Here is a 16,153-nt window from a genome sequence, read left to right on the forward strand (position 1 = left end):
CTTTAGTATAGTAAAACACCTGTCATTTTGGCAGGTGTTTTGCTTTTTATGCTATATTACCTTACTAAAGCGATTGCCTTCTTTACTCGCCAAATAAGTATCAAACACCATCGCCACATTACGTCCCAAAAGCCGCCCTTTTGGTAGCACCCGAATCCCTTTAGCATCCATATCAACGAGTTTATCCGCTTGCATCTCGCCCAATTGGCGGATTTCATCAATAAAATAGGTCATCGGGTCAATGCTAAAGCGCGCATTCACATCTTTAAAATCAATATAATCATGGCATAGCAGATTCATAATCACATAACGGCGCAGCAAGTCAGGCAAGCGCGCAGAAATCACCTTCACCGCAGGCAATTTTCCCGCATTGATGAGATTTTGGTAATCGTTCAAATCCGTTGGATTTTGCAAAATATGAAGACCAATCTGGCTAATTGACGATACCCCAAATCCCAGTAAATCACAATTGCCATGCGTGGTATACCCTTGAAAATTGCGGTGCAATTTGCCTTCACGTTGCGCAATCGCAAGCTCATCATCAGGCTTGGCAAAGTGGTCAATGCCGATATATTGATAGCCTGCGTCAGTCAGCGCATGGATGGTATTACCGAGCATGGTCAATTTGTCGGCAGGGCTTGGCAAATCCGCTTCATTAATCTGACGCTGACCTTTAAATCGCGCTGGCAAATGTGCATAGTTAAAAACAGACAGACGGTCTGGCGAGATAGCGATGATGCGCTCAACCGTATTGCGCATGCTATCCACCGTTTGGTGCGGTAACCCATAAATCAAGTCAATATTAATAGAATGAAACCCAAGGCGGCGAGCTTCCGTCATCACCCCTTGAATCATTTCTTCTGACTGCACGCGATTGACGGCAATTTGTACTTTTTCTTGCAAATCCTGCACACCAAAGCTCACCCGATTAAACCCAAGTCCACGCAATATCTCAAGCGTGGTCGGGCGCAATTCTCGCGGGTCAATTTCAATCGAATAATCAGCGGTAGGTTTATTGCTAAAAGTAAATTGGGTTTGCAAAAAGTTCCACAATTTGACCAGCTCATCATCGGTCAAAAAGGTCGGTGTGCCGCCGCCAAAATGCACTTGTTCGACGATAGGGTCCCCTTGCATCAAGCTGCGTTTATGCCGAATTTCGGCAAAAAGATACGCTAAATAGTCGCCTGAATCACTGTTTTTCTTGGTGATGATTTTATTGCAGCCGCAGTAATAGCACAGGTGGCGACAAAACGGGATGTGAAAATACAAGGACACTGGCACCCGTGGGTCTTTTTCTGCTAAAACGCGGGCTTCCATGCCGTCAGCAATCGGGGCAAATTCTAGCGCGGTTGGGTATGAGGTATAACGGGGACCTGAGCGGTTGTATTTATTGATGATAGTTTCATTAAACAAATGGGTTTGGGTCGTGTAGCTACGATTGGCATTGGCATACGGATTTTCGATGATTTCGACAGGACGATCAAAGGTGGGCAGTTCGCTGTCAGATAAAGGGCGAGTTTGGTCTGTCATAATAGTCTCGTATAGCGTGTAGCGTAAAATTCTCGGAATATTGGTTGTGATTATAACATAGTCATCATAGATAGCCGATGATGAGAAAGCAGATGAACTATGCTATGATTTAGTCGTTTTTTATCAAAAATTGTCTAGTTGCTGCCATAAAAAAACGGCCTGTCTTGTGTCAAGGTAGCCGCCAAGTGGTTGGAAAAGGATTTTAAAAATGTCGTTTGCTCAAGTATATACGCGCTCGGTGGTGGGTTTAAACGCGCCAAGCGTGATGGTTGAAGTACATTTATCGCAAGGATTGCCCGCAGTCACCATGGTCGGCTTACCTGAAGCTGCGGTACGCGAGAGTAAAGATAGGGTGCGCTCTGCCATTATCAACTCGGGTTTTCAATTTCCCAATCGCAGATTAACTATCAACCTTGCGCCCGCGGATTTACCCAAAGATGGCGCACGGCTTGATTTGCCCATTGCCATAGGTATCTTGGCAGCGAGTGGTCAAATTGATGAAACCGTGCTTGCGCAGTACGAGTTTATTGGCGAATTGGCGCTCAATGGCGATTTACGAGCCATTGCTGGGGCGTTGGCAGTATCACGCGCGCTCAAGGCGGAGCAGCGCACCTTGATTGTTCCCAAAGACAATGCCGATGAAGCGGTCAAAGTCGATGGCGTGAAGGTGCTGCAAGCCGATACCCTCAAAGCTGTGTGCCAACACTTGATGAATGAGCAACAACTCAGCCAAGCCGAGCATAAGGCATCTTACCAATCAGCCAATTATCAGCTAGATTTAGCCGATGTCAAAGGACAACACCAAGCTAGACGTGCGCTAGAGATTGCGGCAGTAGGCGGGCATTCGCTACTATTTTGTGGCTCACCTGGGACAGGCAAAACCTTGATGGCATCTCGCCTACCCACCATTTTGCCACCGCTCAACGACCATGAAGCACTCGAAGTTGCCAGTATCTATTCGATTGCCAACAGTGATTATGACTACGGCACACGCCCTTTTCGCCAAGTCCATCATACGACCTCAGCGGTGGCGCTAGTGGGCGGCGGCTCCTCGCCCAAACCCGGTGAAATCACGCTCGCCAATCGGGGGGTGTTATTTTTGGATGAGATTCCAGAGTTTGATCGCAAGGTGCTTGAGGTACTCAGACAGCCCATCGAGAACAAAGAAATTGTCATCAGCCGTGCCAACTCTCAAGTACGCTTTCCCGCCAATTTTCAGCTGGTAGCAGCGATGAATCCCTGCCCCTGTGGCTACTATGGGGATAAATCAGATCGCTGCCAGTGCCGACCCGAGCAAATCAAACGCTATCAAGAAAAGCTATCAGGACCTTTGTTGGACCGTATTGATTTGCATATTACCGTGCCTGCCCTACCTGCCAGTGATTTGCAGTCAGCACAGAGGGGTGAGTCTTCTGCGGCAGTGCGTGAGCGGGTGATACAAGCCTATCAGCGTCAGCAAGCCAGACAGGGCAAAGCCAATAATGAACTCTCCCCCAGTGAACTTGACCAATTTGCGCCGCTTGGCGATGCAGAAAGTCGTATTTTGGCAATGGCACAAAGTCGGCTGAATCTGTCCGCTCGCGGCTATCATCGCGTCCTTCGCGTCGCCCGCACGATTGCGGACTTGGCAGGTAGTGACAATATTCAGATACCGCATTTAACCGAGGCATTAAGTTATCGTAGTCAATTAACGAATGCCTAATTTCCGTGCTAACTCACCATACAACTAGCCTATAAAAACGGATGCTCGCGAAAAAACGTGGGCGGCAGGTTATCGTATTGGGTGTCGTTGACGTATTTGGCTTCAAACTGTTTTTTTAGCGCTTTGTAGTCCGCATTGGCGCGGCATTCATCCCATTTTTGCTTAAAAATTTGCGCGGATTGGGCTTTGATTTGCGCGGATTCAAGCTGCTGTGATTGCTGCGGCAATTGCTCACGTCCATGCGCGCCACTTTGTCCTTTTTTAGCGTCAGGGACAGCGCCATCATATTTTTTGCCCCCTTTGTGATTGGCATAACGACGCGAGCGCGTATAACCCATTTGGATAAATTTACGCGCCATATCAGCACCGATAAAATCCCCTTGGGCAAGATAGTCCAAAAACATCGCATAGATGGTATCACTGCTCTCACGCGCAAGTTCTGGCGTAGCAAATCGCCAATGCGGCAAAATCTCGGATTTATACGGCTCTACCAGTAATACGCCCTGCTCACCGCGCCCCACCCGATACAACGCTGGATGCTCACGAAAATTCAGCGTGTCAAAGTTAAGATGATAGTTAAACTCGTGCATGACTCAAAAACTCAGTCAGCGTGGCAAAGTCATCAAAGGTTTGGGTTGGATGATAGTCACGAATATCCCGCCCATAGTTATAGCCATACGATAACCCTAAGGTATCCATGCCCGCATTTTGCCCTGCCAAAATATCGTTTTTGGAGTCACCAATCATATAGCTTTGAGCGATGCTAAAGCCCAGTTTGTCACAGACGTGCAGTAGCGGCATCGGGTCAGGTTTTTTGGCAGGCAAGCTATCGCCACCCAAAATATAAGCAAAAAGGGCTTGCCAACCCAATTTTTCGACAATCGCAGGAACAAAATCAATGGGTTTATTGGTGGCAATAGCGAGGGTATAGCCTTGCTCTTTAAGCTGACGCAACCCTTCGCTCACCCCTGCGTAGAGCTGGGTTCTGACACAGGTGTTTTGATGGTAGTAGTCAAAGAATAGAGCAAGCGCCTGATTGGTATCGTTTTCAGTGAGATTGGGGTCAATGGTTTGTGAGCCTGATAAGGCACGTTGCACCAGTACTTTGCCACCATTGCCGACCCAGTTGCGGATGACATTTTCGCTAAAGTTGGCTTTGCCAAGCGTGGTTAGCATCGCATTGACGGCGTCCGCCAAATCTGGCACGCTATCAATCAACGTACCGTCCAAGTCAAAAATAAGTAACGATTTTTGGGTGATATTTTCCAAAGCAGATGTGGGGGTTGGGGTGTTAAGTGATTCGCTAGACATGGTGTTTCCTATCATTTGTCACCAAAGTTGATAGGCTACAGTGTAGCAGAATCACCTAAAAATACCATGCAACCGTCCATTAAAATAACCTAACACGGATAGCCCACTGCCTCTAACAGCAGGTGTTACTAGCAAATGTTAGTTTTCGCCATTGCTTGGTTGATAATCTAGTGAGGCATCGGCGATTTCATGGCTAGCTGCGGGGTTAAATGCACTGTCTTTGTTGGCACCCAGTTTTTGATAACGCACATCTTCACCAGTGATACAAAAAATCAATTGCTCAGCGATATTACGCGCATGCGCACCAATACGCTCTATCGAACGTAGCACCCATAAAATATCAATGACTTTTGCTACATAGCGACCATCTTCCATGATGTAGGTCATCATCGCGCGTGACGCAGATTTGTACATCGCATCGATTTCACTATCTTGCTCTATTACTCGGTAAGCACCTGTTGCATCAAACTTGGCAAAAGCTTCTAGCGCATTTTTTAGCATCATCTGCACAAAATTACCCATTTGATGCGCTTCATGATACCCAATCGGTGATTGACCTTCTCGGGTCGCACGGCGCGCCATCTTGGCGATTTTTTTGGCTTCATCACCAATACGCTCAATGTCAGCGCCGCATTTACTCACTGCCATGATTAGGCGTAAGTCGGTTGCGGCAGGTTGACGACGTGCCAATACTTTGACCACCGAATCATCAAGCTGCTGCTCAGTAAAGTTGATTTCTTTGTCACCATCAATGACATCTTCGGCGAGCTCTACATCACTTTTTATCAGTGATTCAATCGCTTTGGTGAGATTGGCTTCTGCCATGCCACCCATTTTTAAAAACAAATTCACCAAGTTTTGTAAATCTTGGTCATAACTTTTTGATAAATGTTCACCAATTAAATTCATGTTTCCCTTCCTAACTCATGGATTGTGACTCATGGACTGAGCAAAATTGTTATTAAAAAAGCCGTTAAAGAAAAGCTAACTATAACTAAAAATTACGACAAAATGATGAAAAGTACGCCCCATGTCCGCCGATACGCCATCATGTAGGTCTAGTCAATACCAAACAAAATTTTTAATGTCATCAAACTTTAACATAACCGTAACAGATTTGACATTTTGTTACATTAACATGGTAACAATTTTTCAAGCTTTGGGTGATTTAAAACGCGACACATTAGTTGGCGACATCCTAAGCTAATTTACCATCTTCCCTGACAATCACCTCATTTGTCCATCAAGGAAACATTATGAAATTATCACATTTAATCGTCAGTGTGGCGTTAGCTGCTGTAGGCGCACAAGCCAATGCTGTTAACATCACAGGTGCTGGTGCAACTTTCCCACAACCTGTTTACTCAAAATGGGCGAGCGACTACCAAAAAGCAACGGGTAACCAAGTAAACTACCAAGGTATCGGTTCTTCAGGCGGTATCAAACAAATCCAAGCAAAAACGGTTGATTTTGGTGCCACTGATGCGCCAATGAGCCCAGCAGAGCTAAATGCCAGCGGCTTAATCCAATTCCCCGCAGTCATTGGCGGTATCGTACCTGTGGTAAACATCGCTGGCGTCAAACCAGGTCAATTAAAACTATCAGGCCCCGTCCTTGCTGACATCTATATGGGCAAAATCACTACTTGGAACGATGCACGTATCAAAGCATTAAATCCAGGTGTTGCCCTACCTGCCGCTAAGATTACCACCGTTAACCGCTCAGACGGTTCAGGTACCACTTTCGTATTTACTAACTACCTAAGCCAAGTATCAAGCGATTGGAAATCAAAAGTAGGCGCGGACAAAACTGTTAAATGGCCTAATGCTGCAGCGAGCGTGGGTGGTAAAGGTAACGAAGGCGTATCAAGCAACGTACAACGTGTTGCAAACTCCATCGGTTATGTTGAGTATGCTTACGCAAAACAAAACCGTTTAGCTTATACCCAACTTCAAAACCGCGCCGGTAAATTTGTACTACCAGACGATTCAACGTTTGCAGCAGCATCAAACATTAACTGGGCACAATATCCTGGTTTTGCAGTGACTATCACTAACATGCCAGCAGCCAACGCTTGGCCAATCTCTGCAGCGACTTTCATCCTCGTACCCCGTACGGGCGGTGCAAAAGCCAAAGAAGCGCTTAAATTCTTTGACTGGGCATTTACTAACGGCAATGCACAAGCAACTGCACTCGACTACGTTCCGCTACCTGCCGGTACTAAAGCTGCGGTTCGTAAAGAATGGACGAAAGTTAAATAGTCATTTGCGTCAGCTTACTACGCAAATTAACCCTGCCGATAGGCGGGGTTTTTCAGCTTAAAATTTTGCCCAAAAAAGCATCAAATCAGCTGATTATCTAGCACTTTGACCGTCTCATCGGTCAGATTGCCCACAGCTTTTTGTAGATCAATGTAGGCATTTAGATAATCAAAATACGCATTAATCAAATCGCGTTTGGCAGCGTGATATTGGCGCTCTGCCAGTAGCGTATCTACCATCGAGCGCACCCCCAAATCATAGCCTGTTTTTGATGCTTGGGCGACGCGGCGATTGGCTTCCACCGCAGTTTGCTGGGCTTTAATTGTGGCACGCTGTGCGACCAAATTTAAATACGCTTGGCTAGTCTGAGTCATGGCGGCTTGGTACACATAGGCGAGGCGACTTTTTGCCGCTTGCGCTTGCAGAGTGCCTTGCTCAACGCCTGCCCGCGTCCGCCCACCGGTATAAAACGGAAAATCCACTTCCACCCCAAAGTTATAATTGGTGCCATCAATAGCGCTTTGGTTATTATGGGTATAATCTTGCCATCCCACATTGCCTACCAAATCGACACGGGGATAGGCATTGGCTTTGAGATAATCGACTTGTTTGTTGGCAATCGCCACTTGGGTTTGTGCTAACTGAATATCGAGATTATTATTTTGTGACTGCTGCATCCAGTTTTCGATACTTTGACTAGCCACGAGATTTAAATCAGGCGGTAATTTGATAGCATCTAGCTGATTGATTGGTTGACCGGTGAGCAGTGATAACTGCTGTTTAGCATTCACGATTGCCACGTCATTGTTGGCAATAGAGGCGCTGACGCTTTCAAGCCTTGCACGGCTTTCTTCGGTATCTACCCGCGCCGCTACCCCTTGGGCGAGTCTCGCTTGCATCATATCATTTTGTGCTTTGAGTGCGGTGAACTCGGCATTAAGGCTATCTGTCATCGCTTCAGCGCGCAATACATTGAGATAGGCTTTGCTGATTTGCTCGATTAGTTGTTGGTGCTGCTGTAATAGCTGGATGTCATTGGCTTGACTGGCGAGCACGGCTTTTTCATAGTTTGCCCATTTATCAGCACGAAACAAGGCTTGGCGCAGTCCGATACCTACTTGGCTTGCAGTATTGCCCGTGTCAGGGATGTTATCGTCTTTGGGATAAAACTGGTTATGTTTGACACTGCCTTGTAGTCCCACTTGCGGCAGCATATCGCCAAACGCTAGCTGCACATTTTTTTGCGTTGCCAAATAGTCATATTGCTGCCCTGCCCAATTGCCATTGGTGCGCTGGGCTGCACTATACAATTCCCACAAATCCTTTGCCATCACGGCTGGGCTGAGGGACATCGACCCTATCAATGACACTGCCATCGCCCTTAACCGCCATCGGGCGCCAGGCGCTTTACGATTCCACAAACAGATGCATTCCATATCAATAATTACAACATTTTCAACAACCAAGGAACCTCTATCATACCGATAGTTGTCAAAAAAATCAGTAATTTAGTGCAGTAAATCATCGGCACAAAATGGCTAAAAATCTATTAGGTAAACCTGTGAGTTTTTGTTAATATGGAGATATTGACTCGGGGTGCAGTTGGGTGACATACCAGCGGCTGAGACATACCCGTCGAACCTGACACGGTTAATACCGTCGTAGGGAAGTCGTCTATTAGGTTAGTTAGACCAATATTTTTCTAGAATCAGCCTTTTACTAGAAACAGTCACACTCACCTATCTTCGCCCGAGTCCAGCAAACCATAACTTCATAACATAACATGGACTCGCTATGAACCAACTTACCAACGTTACTCACAAAACCCCTGCCCACCGTGACCCTACCGATGACCGCTTTGAAGAAGAAGCGCGTGATTTGACGCGCGCCTTGCCGGCATCTCGCAAAGTCTACATCCAAGGCTCACGCCCCGACATCCAAGTACCGATGCGGGAAATCACCTTGACCGATACCCCGGTGGGCGGTTTTGGCAAGGCAGAAGGCGAAAAAAACCCACCGTTTTATGTGTATGACACCTCAGGGGTATATACCGACCCCAATGTTGAGATTGATTTGACTAAAGGCTTACCAAAACTGCGTCAAGCTTGGATAGAAGCGCGTGGCGACACCGAGCAGCTTGCTAAACTCTCAAGCCAATACGGCAATGAACGTGCCAATGACATCGCCACTGCCAACCTGCGCTTTGGGCATATCGACAAGCCAAGACGGGCGATCAATGGCAAAAACGTCACCCAAATGCACTACGCCAAACAAGGCATCATCACCCCAGAGATGGAATACATCGCCATCCGTGAAACCCAAAAACAGCATGACCTGACGGATATGCGTCAGCACGCTGGTAACAACTTTGGTGCCAATACCCCCAAACTCATCACCCCAGAATTTGTGCGTGCCGAAGTCGCTGCGGGACGGGCGATTATTCCCAATAACATCAATCACCCCGAATCAGAACCGATGATTATTGGGCGCAATTTTTTGGTCAAAATCAATGCCAATATCGGTAATTCAGCCCTGGGCTCTAGCATTGATGAAGAAGTTGCCAAGATGACCTGGGCTACCAGCTGGGGCGCGGACACCATCATGGACTTATCAACCGGTAAGCATATCCATGAAACCCGTGAATGGATTATCCGCAACTCCCCCGTGCCCATCGGTACCGTACCGATTTATCAAGCCCTAGAAAAAGTGGATGGCGTTGCCGAAGATTTGACATGGGACATCTTTAAAGACACCTTGATTGAACAAGCCGAGCAAGGTGTTGATTATTTTACCATTCACGCGGGCGTACTGCTGCGCTACGTACCGGTGACCGCCAATCGTTTGACAGGCATCGTCAGCCGCGGCGGCTCGATTATGGCACAGTGGTGTCTTGCCCATCATAAAGAGAATTTTCTTTATACCCACTTTGAAGAAATTTGCGAGATTATGAAAGCCTACGATGTGGCGTTTAGTCTGGGTGATGGTTTGCGCCCGGGTTGCCTACAAGACGCCAACGATGATGCGCAGTTTGGTGAGCTCAAAACCTTGGGCGAGCTGACCCAAGTGGCATGGCAACATGACGTGCAGGTGATGATTGAAGGTCCAGGGCACGTTGCTATGAACCGTATCAAAGAAAACATGGACTTACAGCTTGAAGTCTGTAAAGAAGCGCCTTTTTACACCCTTGGTCCACTCACCACTGATATCGCCCCAGGCTACGACCACATCACCTCCGCCATTGGTGCGGCGATGATTGGTTGGTACGGCACGGCCATGCTATGCTATGTCACGCCAAAAGAGCATTTGGGTTTACCCAATAAAAAGGATGTCAAAGACGGTATCATCACTTACAAAATCGCCGCACATGCAGCAGACTTGGCAAAAGGACACCCAGGTGCCCAAGCGCGGGATAACGCCTTGTCAAAAGCGCGTTTTGAGTTTCGTTGGGACGACCAGTTTAATCTGTCACTTGACCCAGACACGGCTCGTGAATTCCATGATGAAACCTTGCCAAAAGAGGCACACAAATCGGCGCATTTTTGCTCAATGTGCGGTCCAAAATTCTGCTCGATGAAAATCACCCAAAACGTGCGGGATTATGCAGCAGGGCTTGAGTTTAATAAGCCACAGCTTGGTCAAGACATTACCCCTGATACAGGTGAGTTATCGGATGCAAGCCACGCTATCAAGCAGGTGGATACTGAATTGGTCGGTCAAGTCGGTGAAGCGTCTGCCGATGAAGTCCGCCTAGGCATGGAGCAGATGAAGCAAAAATTTATTGAAGAAGGTAAACAGTTATATAAAGAAGTTTAAGCCCCAGCTAATCTAACGCTGCTATGATGTACAGCCGCTAGCATAGTCAACTTGCCAAATACTGGTTGCCGGCTAGCGGCTTTTTTATACCAATTTTTATCATACTTTTTATTGATTTTTCAATCAGTTACCTGTTATGGTAGTGCCCTTTTAGTGTCGAATTAATTAATATTAAGACGAAAAAACGCACCAACATATTCAGAACTACTAATTTGCAACGGGTTTTAACCCGCAAATTTAAAGTCCTGTTTAATTGAATTAAAAAAACAAGCGTAATACAAAGAAATCAAGAGGTTTTTATGCACCCTAAAATTCTAACAGCTTTGACCCTTGCCGTGCTTGGCACAGGGGCTGCGCATGCAGCGCCCACCAATCCCACGCCTACTCGTGCTGCTGCCCAAACTGCCAACCAAACTGCACCCACCCTGCTACAGCAAAATCTATTGACCTTAATCAAAGCTGGTCAAGCGATGGAAGCTGAGACCCAAGTCAAACAAGCTGAAATCGAAAAAAAATACCAACCTAAAGTTGCTGAAGCCAAAACCGATGCCCAAAAAGCTGCGATTCAGACCCAGTTTTTAAATGAGGTGATTGCCTATAAAAGCTATCAAAAACAAAAATTTGCGGCAATCAAATTGACCGAGCCTAGCGTATCAAACTTGCGTGACCAATATATCGAAACGCTAAGTAGCGATATCGCTGCCGCTCAAATCGTCATCGCCAATCCAAAACCAACCCCTGACTCTAAGAAAAAATTTGCAGAACAACTCACCAAATCAAAAAACTTGACGCTAGCAGTGCGTAATGGCTTAGAAAGTCTAATGAAAAAAGCGGGTTTTAAAAAACAAGTGCTACAACCCAAAACCAAATAAGCATTGGTTAATAAAAAAACCCAAACACTTTGATGGTGTTTCGGCTTTTTTGTTGCATAAGCAGTTGATGCTAATCTTTTAGCCCAAGCACATCTTGCATATCAAACTGTCCTGTCTGCTGCTCATTGACCCACACCGCAGCACGCACCGCCCCTGCGGCAAAGGTCATGCGCTCACGCGCCTTATGGGTGATTTCTACCATCTCGCCATCGGCGATAAACATCACCGTATGGTCGCCGACAATCTCGCCACCGCGAATGGCATGGATACCAATCTCGCCTGCTTTGCGCGCGCCAGTTTGACCTTCGCGACCATAGATCGCCACGTCTTTTAGGTTTTGACCGCGTCCTTTGGCAACCGCTTCAGCCATCATATAAGCGGTGCCCGATGGCGCATCAATTTTGTGTTTATGGTGGGCTTCGATGACTTCGACATCGGCGCTGTCGCCAAATGCTTTGGCAGCCATTTCAAGCAGTTTAAGGGTTAAATTCACCCCGGTTGAGTAGTTGCCTGCATACACGATGGCGATTTTTTCACTTGCCTGTTTTAAGATGGCGTTTTGTTCATCGTTTAAGCCTGTTGTCCCAATGACCATATTGACGCCTTTGGCAGCACAAAGTTGTAAGTTTTTGGCAGTCGACTCAGGCAAGCTAAAATCTATGAGCACATCAATATCATGAATGACCCCTGCCAAGTCATCGACCAAAGCGACATTAGTTTTGTCGAGATTAACTAGCTCGCCCGCATCCACGCCCAACAAGCTTGAGCCTTGACGCTCTATCGCCCCTGCAAGGGTAGTTTGTGGATTTTGTGCCACCGCTTGAATCAGCATACGTCCCATGCGCCCACCTGCGCCTATGACCCCGATTTTTACCATTTGCTTATCCTTTATCTAGCCCAATTACCTAGTGTAACTTTCTGATTTGATCTTCTAGCCTGATTTTCTTGCATAAATTTCTAAGTTCAAATCATAACAGCTTGTCTCGCTGAATCCTAGCTTAACTCAATACTGGCTTATGCCAAAAAAAACCCTTGCAATCATTACAAGGGTTCGATGTTTCACGTGAAACTTCTATAAAACACTATAAACCAATAAAACTTAGTCAAACAAATCTTTGACATCTTCTTTGAGTTTATCAAAGAAAGATTTTTTCTGGGGCGATTGTTGATGATCACCCATGGATGATTGTAGCTGACGAAGTAGCTCTTTTTGTTCGTTGTTAAGGTTGGTCGGTGTCTCAACCACCACACGGCATAACAAGTCACCTTTCATCGTCGTGCGCACGGGGGTAACGCCTTTGCCTTTGATACGGAATACTTTGTGGCTTTGGGTGCCTTCGGGAATGCGTAAATTGATACGTCCTTCAAGCGTTGGCACTTCCACCTCACGACCTAAGGCTGCATCCGCAAAGCTAATTGGCACATCCATGTATAAGTCAGCGCCTTCACGGGTAAAAATAGGGTGCTGTGCCACACGGATTTCAACATACAAGTCGCCACTTTCACCGCCTGTAATCGCTTCACCTTCGCCTGTTAAACGTACCCGATCGCCATTGTCGATACCAGCAGGAATGGTGACTTCAAGGGTGCGTGATTTTTCTTTAACACCCGAGCCATGACAGTCATTGCAAGGATTTTTGATTTGTTTACCTGAGCCGCCACAGTTGGGGCAAGTCTGTTGCACAGCAAAAAATCCTTGCTGCATACGTACCACACCCGCACCACCACAAGTTGCGCAGGTCACGATATCGCTGCTGTCTTTGGCGCCCTTACCATCACAAGTTTCACAGGGGGCAGGTGCGGTAAAGGTGATTTCTTTTTTTGTCCCTTGCACCGCTTCTTCAAGCGTCAAATCAAGCATATAGCGTAAATCTGAGCCGCGTCTGCTACGTCCACCCCCTGTGCGACCCCCAAAAATGTCGCCAAAAATGTCTTGGAAGCCGCCGGCGCTGCCACCACGGCCGCCGCCCATGCCGCCAAAAATATCGCCAAAAATGTCTTGGAAGTTTCCACCGCCAAAGCCGCCACCGCCCATGCCATTCTCAAACGCGGCATGCCCCATACGGTCATACGCTGAACGTTTGCTATCATCACTTAGCACTTCGTATGCCATCGAGGCTTCTTTGAATTTTTCTTCGGCGGCAGGGTCATCAGGGTTACGGTCTGGATGATATTTCATCGCAAGTTTGCGGTAGGCTTTTTTGATTTCTTGTTCATTAGCGGTTTTATCTACCCCTAATACTTCATAAAAATCGCGTTTTGACATAGTAACTCCTTTGGCAGCATAGTTTTGACAGTACGGAAGAATGGGTTCGACCGGTAGCAACGTTTAACAGCTGCCAAACCTTTGAAAGACTAAAATTTAAAAATATGCAATATAGTGGCGATTTTTGTTAAATAATCAAGCAAATAATCGGCAATCAGCGTAAAAATATTTTCCTTTTTTTGCAAGAAAAATACGCAACAGCCTAGCCCATTGTTTTAAACTAATTAGCAAACTCTAACCCTGATAGTGATTTATGAAAAAAGTATTATCTTTGCTAATCATCCTTGCACTGATTGTCGTCGCATGGGTATTTGCTTCCCCTTATTGGGCAGTGTACCAACTGAAAAAAGCCTATGATGCACAACAAGCAGACACTATCAGTGCAGCGATTGAATTTACACAGCTGCAGCAAAGTATCAAATCGCAACTCACCCCTGTATTAATAGAAAAAGCCAATCATGTGGCAAAATCCCCTATTTTGCAGATGCTCAATGTCGCGCTAAACCCTGATGACTTAGTGAATAAAATGGTCAATCAAGCCGTGGATAATACCGTCACGCCAGAGGGCGTACGGTATGCGATGACAGGACAAGCCACCAGCGAGCTGCTCAAAACAAATGTCAAACTGCTGGGGGGCTTGGTGGCAGTAGCGATGGATAAGATTGATATCAAAGACTTGATTTTGGCGCGCAATTCAGCTGAGCTGAATCAAAAAATTAAACAACAACTGCAATCGCCTAATCCCAATGCCCCCACAGCAACGTCACAGACCCGACCGACCACACACTATTGTGGTTTTAACTGTTTTGAAGTCAGCGGACAGCTGCGTGGCTATCCCTTAACGTTGAGCTTGCAGCGCCAAGGGCTTATTCATTGGAAAATCGTGGGTGTGACACTGCCGCTAAATGCTTAAAACTGGTCAATTTCTTCAGCGGTCAAAAACCGGCTTTCGCCTTTTTCTAATCCTGCTAAGGTAATGTTACCGATGCTGGCACGGTGTAGCTCAATGACTTTATTGCCAAAGTAGCCCATCATGCGTTTGACTTGGTGGTATTTGCCTTCCGTGAGTACCAGCTTGGCATGGGTAGCATCAGAAAAACTTAACTCAGCGGGTTTGGTTTTATCATACGCGTCTTCAAGCATGATGCCTTTTGCCAATTCTTGGATAGCAAATGCCTGTTGTGCTTCAGTCATTGGCTCGGCAAGGGTCAACTCATACACCTTTGCCACATGATGTTTGGGGCTGGTGACGCGGTGCAAAAAGCCACCATCATCACTAAGTAGCAGTGCACCTGTGGTGTCGACATCGAGCCGCCCCGCAATCCGCAAGCTACCTAGCTGGGGTACATCAATCAAGTCTGTGACAATCGGCCACTCTTTTGGCTTTAGGGTGCATTCAAAGCCTTCTGGCTTATATAACAGTAAATAGCGATTGCCCGTCGCGACTGATAACGGCTCACCCGCCCATTCGATATCGTCACCCACTTCATCGATATGTAGGCTTGCATCTTTGACCACCTCGCCATTGACTGTGACTTCGCCTGCGTGCAAGATTTTTTTGCAGTCTTTACGCGATAGCTCGGTGGCTTTGCTTAAAAATTTGTCTAAACGCATTTTTTTGTTATCCTAGTGCTTGTTTTGTTTATTGTAACATAGATTAACCATGACCTATTACACGCTTAGCGCCCCATGTAGTGCCACACTTGAGATTAAAAAGAGCCAATTTTTGGGCTTTGGCTTTGCCATTGATAGCCGTGAGCAATTAATGTTTCACGTGGAACAATTACGCAGCCAGTATCTCGATGCACGCCATGTCTGTTATGGCTATATTATTGGCGACCCACACAACACTACCTCAGCCGGATTCGATGATGATGGTGAGCCCAGTGGTACGGCAGGCAAGCCGATTTTAAACGTGTTACAACATAAAGGAATTGGTAACTGCGTGGTCATTGTGGTGCGTTACTTTGGCGGTATCAAACTTGGTGCAGGTGGGCTGACACGTGCCTATAGTAGCACCGCACAAGCCGTGGTTGATAATATGAATTTGCACGCGTTTGTGCCATTAAGCGTGGTACTGATTGAAACCGATTTTGCCAATGAGTCCTTTGTTAGGCATACATTAGACGGCTTTAGTGCCACGATTTTAAAGGTTGATTATGGTAAAAATGTCATTTTGGCAGTGGAGCTTGCGCAAAAGTCAGTTCAAGCACTTAGCGAAAAAATCGGCTTTTACGGGACTGTGAAAGCGAGCGAATAACCAAAAGCAAATAACCACAGCAGTAGCGTAAAAGCGATAGCCTAGCAAAATTGCCCTCAAAAAAACCTACAAAACACCCCAAACTTAGCTCACAAGTCGCCATGAAAAAACTGTCAAAAAGCCGTAAAATAGTCAAAA

General features: G+C 46.5%; 14 protein-coding genes and 1 riboswitch. Of the genes, 6 read left to right on the forward strand and 8 right to left on the reverse strand.

Annotated features, from left to right (window positions below; genetic code table 11):
• Positions 1–51: 51 nt before the first annotated feature.
• Positions 52–1,530 carry an oxygen-independent coproporphyrinogen III oxidase gene (gene hemN, locus RT034_RS10390; protein WP_313016449.1) on the reverse strand — a complete coding sequence of 493 codons (1,479 nt, stop codon included), beginning with the start codon at positions 1,528–1,530 and terminating at the stop codon, positions 52–54.
• 208 nt (positions 1,531–1,738) lie between these two features.
• On the opposite strand from hemN, the gene RT034_RS10395 reads away from it, so the two are divergent.
• Complete coding sequence (locus tag RT034_RS10395) at positions 1,739–3,232, forward strand: YifB family Mg chelatase-like AAA ATPase (protein WP_313016451.1); 1,494 nt, start codon at positions 1,739–1,741, stop codon at positions 3,230–3,232.
• Between the two features lie 29 nt (positions 3,233–3,261).
• Here RT034_RS10395 and RT034_RS10400 read toward each other — a convergent pair whose 3' ends face one another.
• From RT034_RS10400 to phoU, 3 genes are all read right to left on the reverse strand, one after another.
• Positions 3,262–3,822 (reverse strand): DUF4385 domain-containing protein, encoded by a 561-nt coding sequence (locus RT034_RS10400; protein WP_313016453.1) that lies wholly within the window; start codon positions 3,820–3,822, stop codon positions 3,262–3,264.
• Entirely contained in the window at positions 3,809–4,543 is a 735-nt protein-coding gene (locus RT034_RS10405) for a phosphoglycolate phosphatase (protein WP_313016454.1), read from the reverse strand. Before RT034_RS10405 ends, RT034_RS10400 begins: the two co-directional genes overlap by 14 nt.
• A 138-nt stretch (positions 4,544–4,681) precedes the next feature.
• Positions 4,682–5,452, reverse strand: a complete 771-nt coding sequence (gene phoU, locus RT034_RS10410) for a phosphate signaling complex protein PhoU (RefSeq protein WP_313016456.1) — start codon at positions 5,450–5,452, stop codon at positions 4,682–4,684.
• Positions 5,453–5,799: 347 nt separating this feature from the next.
• Here phoU and pstS point away from each other — a divergent pair, with 347 nt between their 5' ends.
• Positions 5,800–6,804, forward strand: a complete 1,005-nt coding sequence (gene pstS, locus RT034_RS10415) for a phosphate ABC transporter substrate-binding protein PstS (RefSeq protein WP_076775617.1) — start codon at positions 5,800–5,802, stop codon at positions 6,802–6,804.
• Positions 6,805–6,884: 80 nt separating this feature from the next.
• Here the strand turns inward: pstS and RT034_RS10420 are convergent, their stop codons facing one another.
• Entirely contained in the window at positions 6,885–8,156 is a 1,272-nt protein-coding gene (locus RT034_RS10420; RefSeq protein WP_313016459.1) for a TolC family protein, read from the reverse strand.
• Between the two features lie 230 nt (positions 8,157–8,386).
• Positions 8,387–8,489, forward strand: a riboswitch (TPP riboswitch).
• A 109-nt stretch (positions 8,490–8,598) separates the two neighbouring features.
• Here RT034_RS10420 and thiC point away from each other — a divergent pair.
• Positions 8,599–10,617, forward strand: coding sequence for a phosphomethylpyrimidine synthase ThiC (gene thiC / locus RT034_RS10425; protein WP_313016461.1), 2,019 nt, complete (start codon positions 8,599–8,601; stop codon positions 10,615–10,617).
• Positions 10,618–10,916: 299 nt separating this feature from the next.
• Complete coding sequence (locus tag RT034_RS10430; protein WP_313016463.1) at positions 10,917–11,489, forward strand: hypothetical protein; 573 nt, start codon at positions 10,917–10,919, stop codon at positions 11,487–11,489.
• 70 nt (positions 11,490–11,559) lie between these two features.
• On the opposite strand, the gene dapB is transcribed toward RT034_RS10430, so the two are convergent.
• Positions 11,560–12,366 (reverse strand): 4-hydroxy-tetrahydrodipicolinate reductase, encoded by an 807-nt coding sequence (gene dapB / locus RT034_RS10435; protein ID WP_178086213.1) that lies wholly within the window; start codon positions 12,364–12,366, stop codon positions 11,560–11,562.
• Positions 12,367–12,588: 222 nt separating this feature from the next.
• Positions 12,589–13,755, reverse strand: a complete 1,167-nt coding sequence (dnaJ, locus tag RT034_RS10440) for a molecular chaperone DnaJ (protein ID WP_100274325.1) — start codon at positions 13,753–13,755, stop codon at positions 12,589–12,591.
• Between the two features lie 253 nt (positions 13,756–14,008).
• Here dnaJ and RT034_RS10445 point away from each other — a divergent pair, with 253 nt between their 5' ends.
• Positions 14,009–14,668: a DUF2939 domain-containing protein gene (locus RT034_RS10445; protein ID WP_313016467.1), complete on the forward strand. Its 660-nt coding sequence runs from the start codon at positions 14,009–14,011 to the stop codon at positions 14,666–14,668.
• On the opposite strand, the gene RT034_RS10450 is transcribed toward RT034_RS10445, so the two are convergent.
• On the reverse strand, positions 14,665–15,369 hold the full coding sequence (locus tag RT034_RS10450) for a pseudouridine synthase (RefSeq protein ID WP_313016469.1): 705 nt from the start codon (positions 15,367–15,369) through the stop codon (positions 14,665–14,667). The genes RT034_RS10445 and RT034_RS10450 overlap by 4 nt on opposite strands.
• A 49-nt stretch (positions 15,370–15,418) precedes the next feature.
• On the opposite strand from RT034_RS10450, the gene RT034_RS10455 reads away from it, so the two are divergent.
• A complete protein-coding gene (locus RT034_RS10455) occupies positions 15,419–16,015 on the forward strand; it encodes an IMPACT family protein (RefSeq protein WP_313016471.1) in 597 nt (198 codons plus the stop codon).
• Positions 16,016–16,153: the final 138 nt, after the last annotated feature.

Source organism: Moraxella sp. CTOTU48841 (genome assembly GCF_032061225.1).
GTDB classification, from domain to species: domain Bacteria; phylum Pseudomonadota; class Gammaproteobacteria; order Pseudomonadales; family Moraxellaceae; genus Faucicola; species Faucicola cinerea.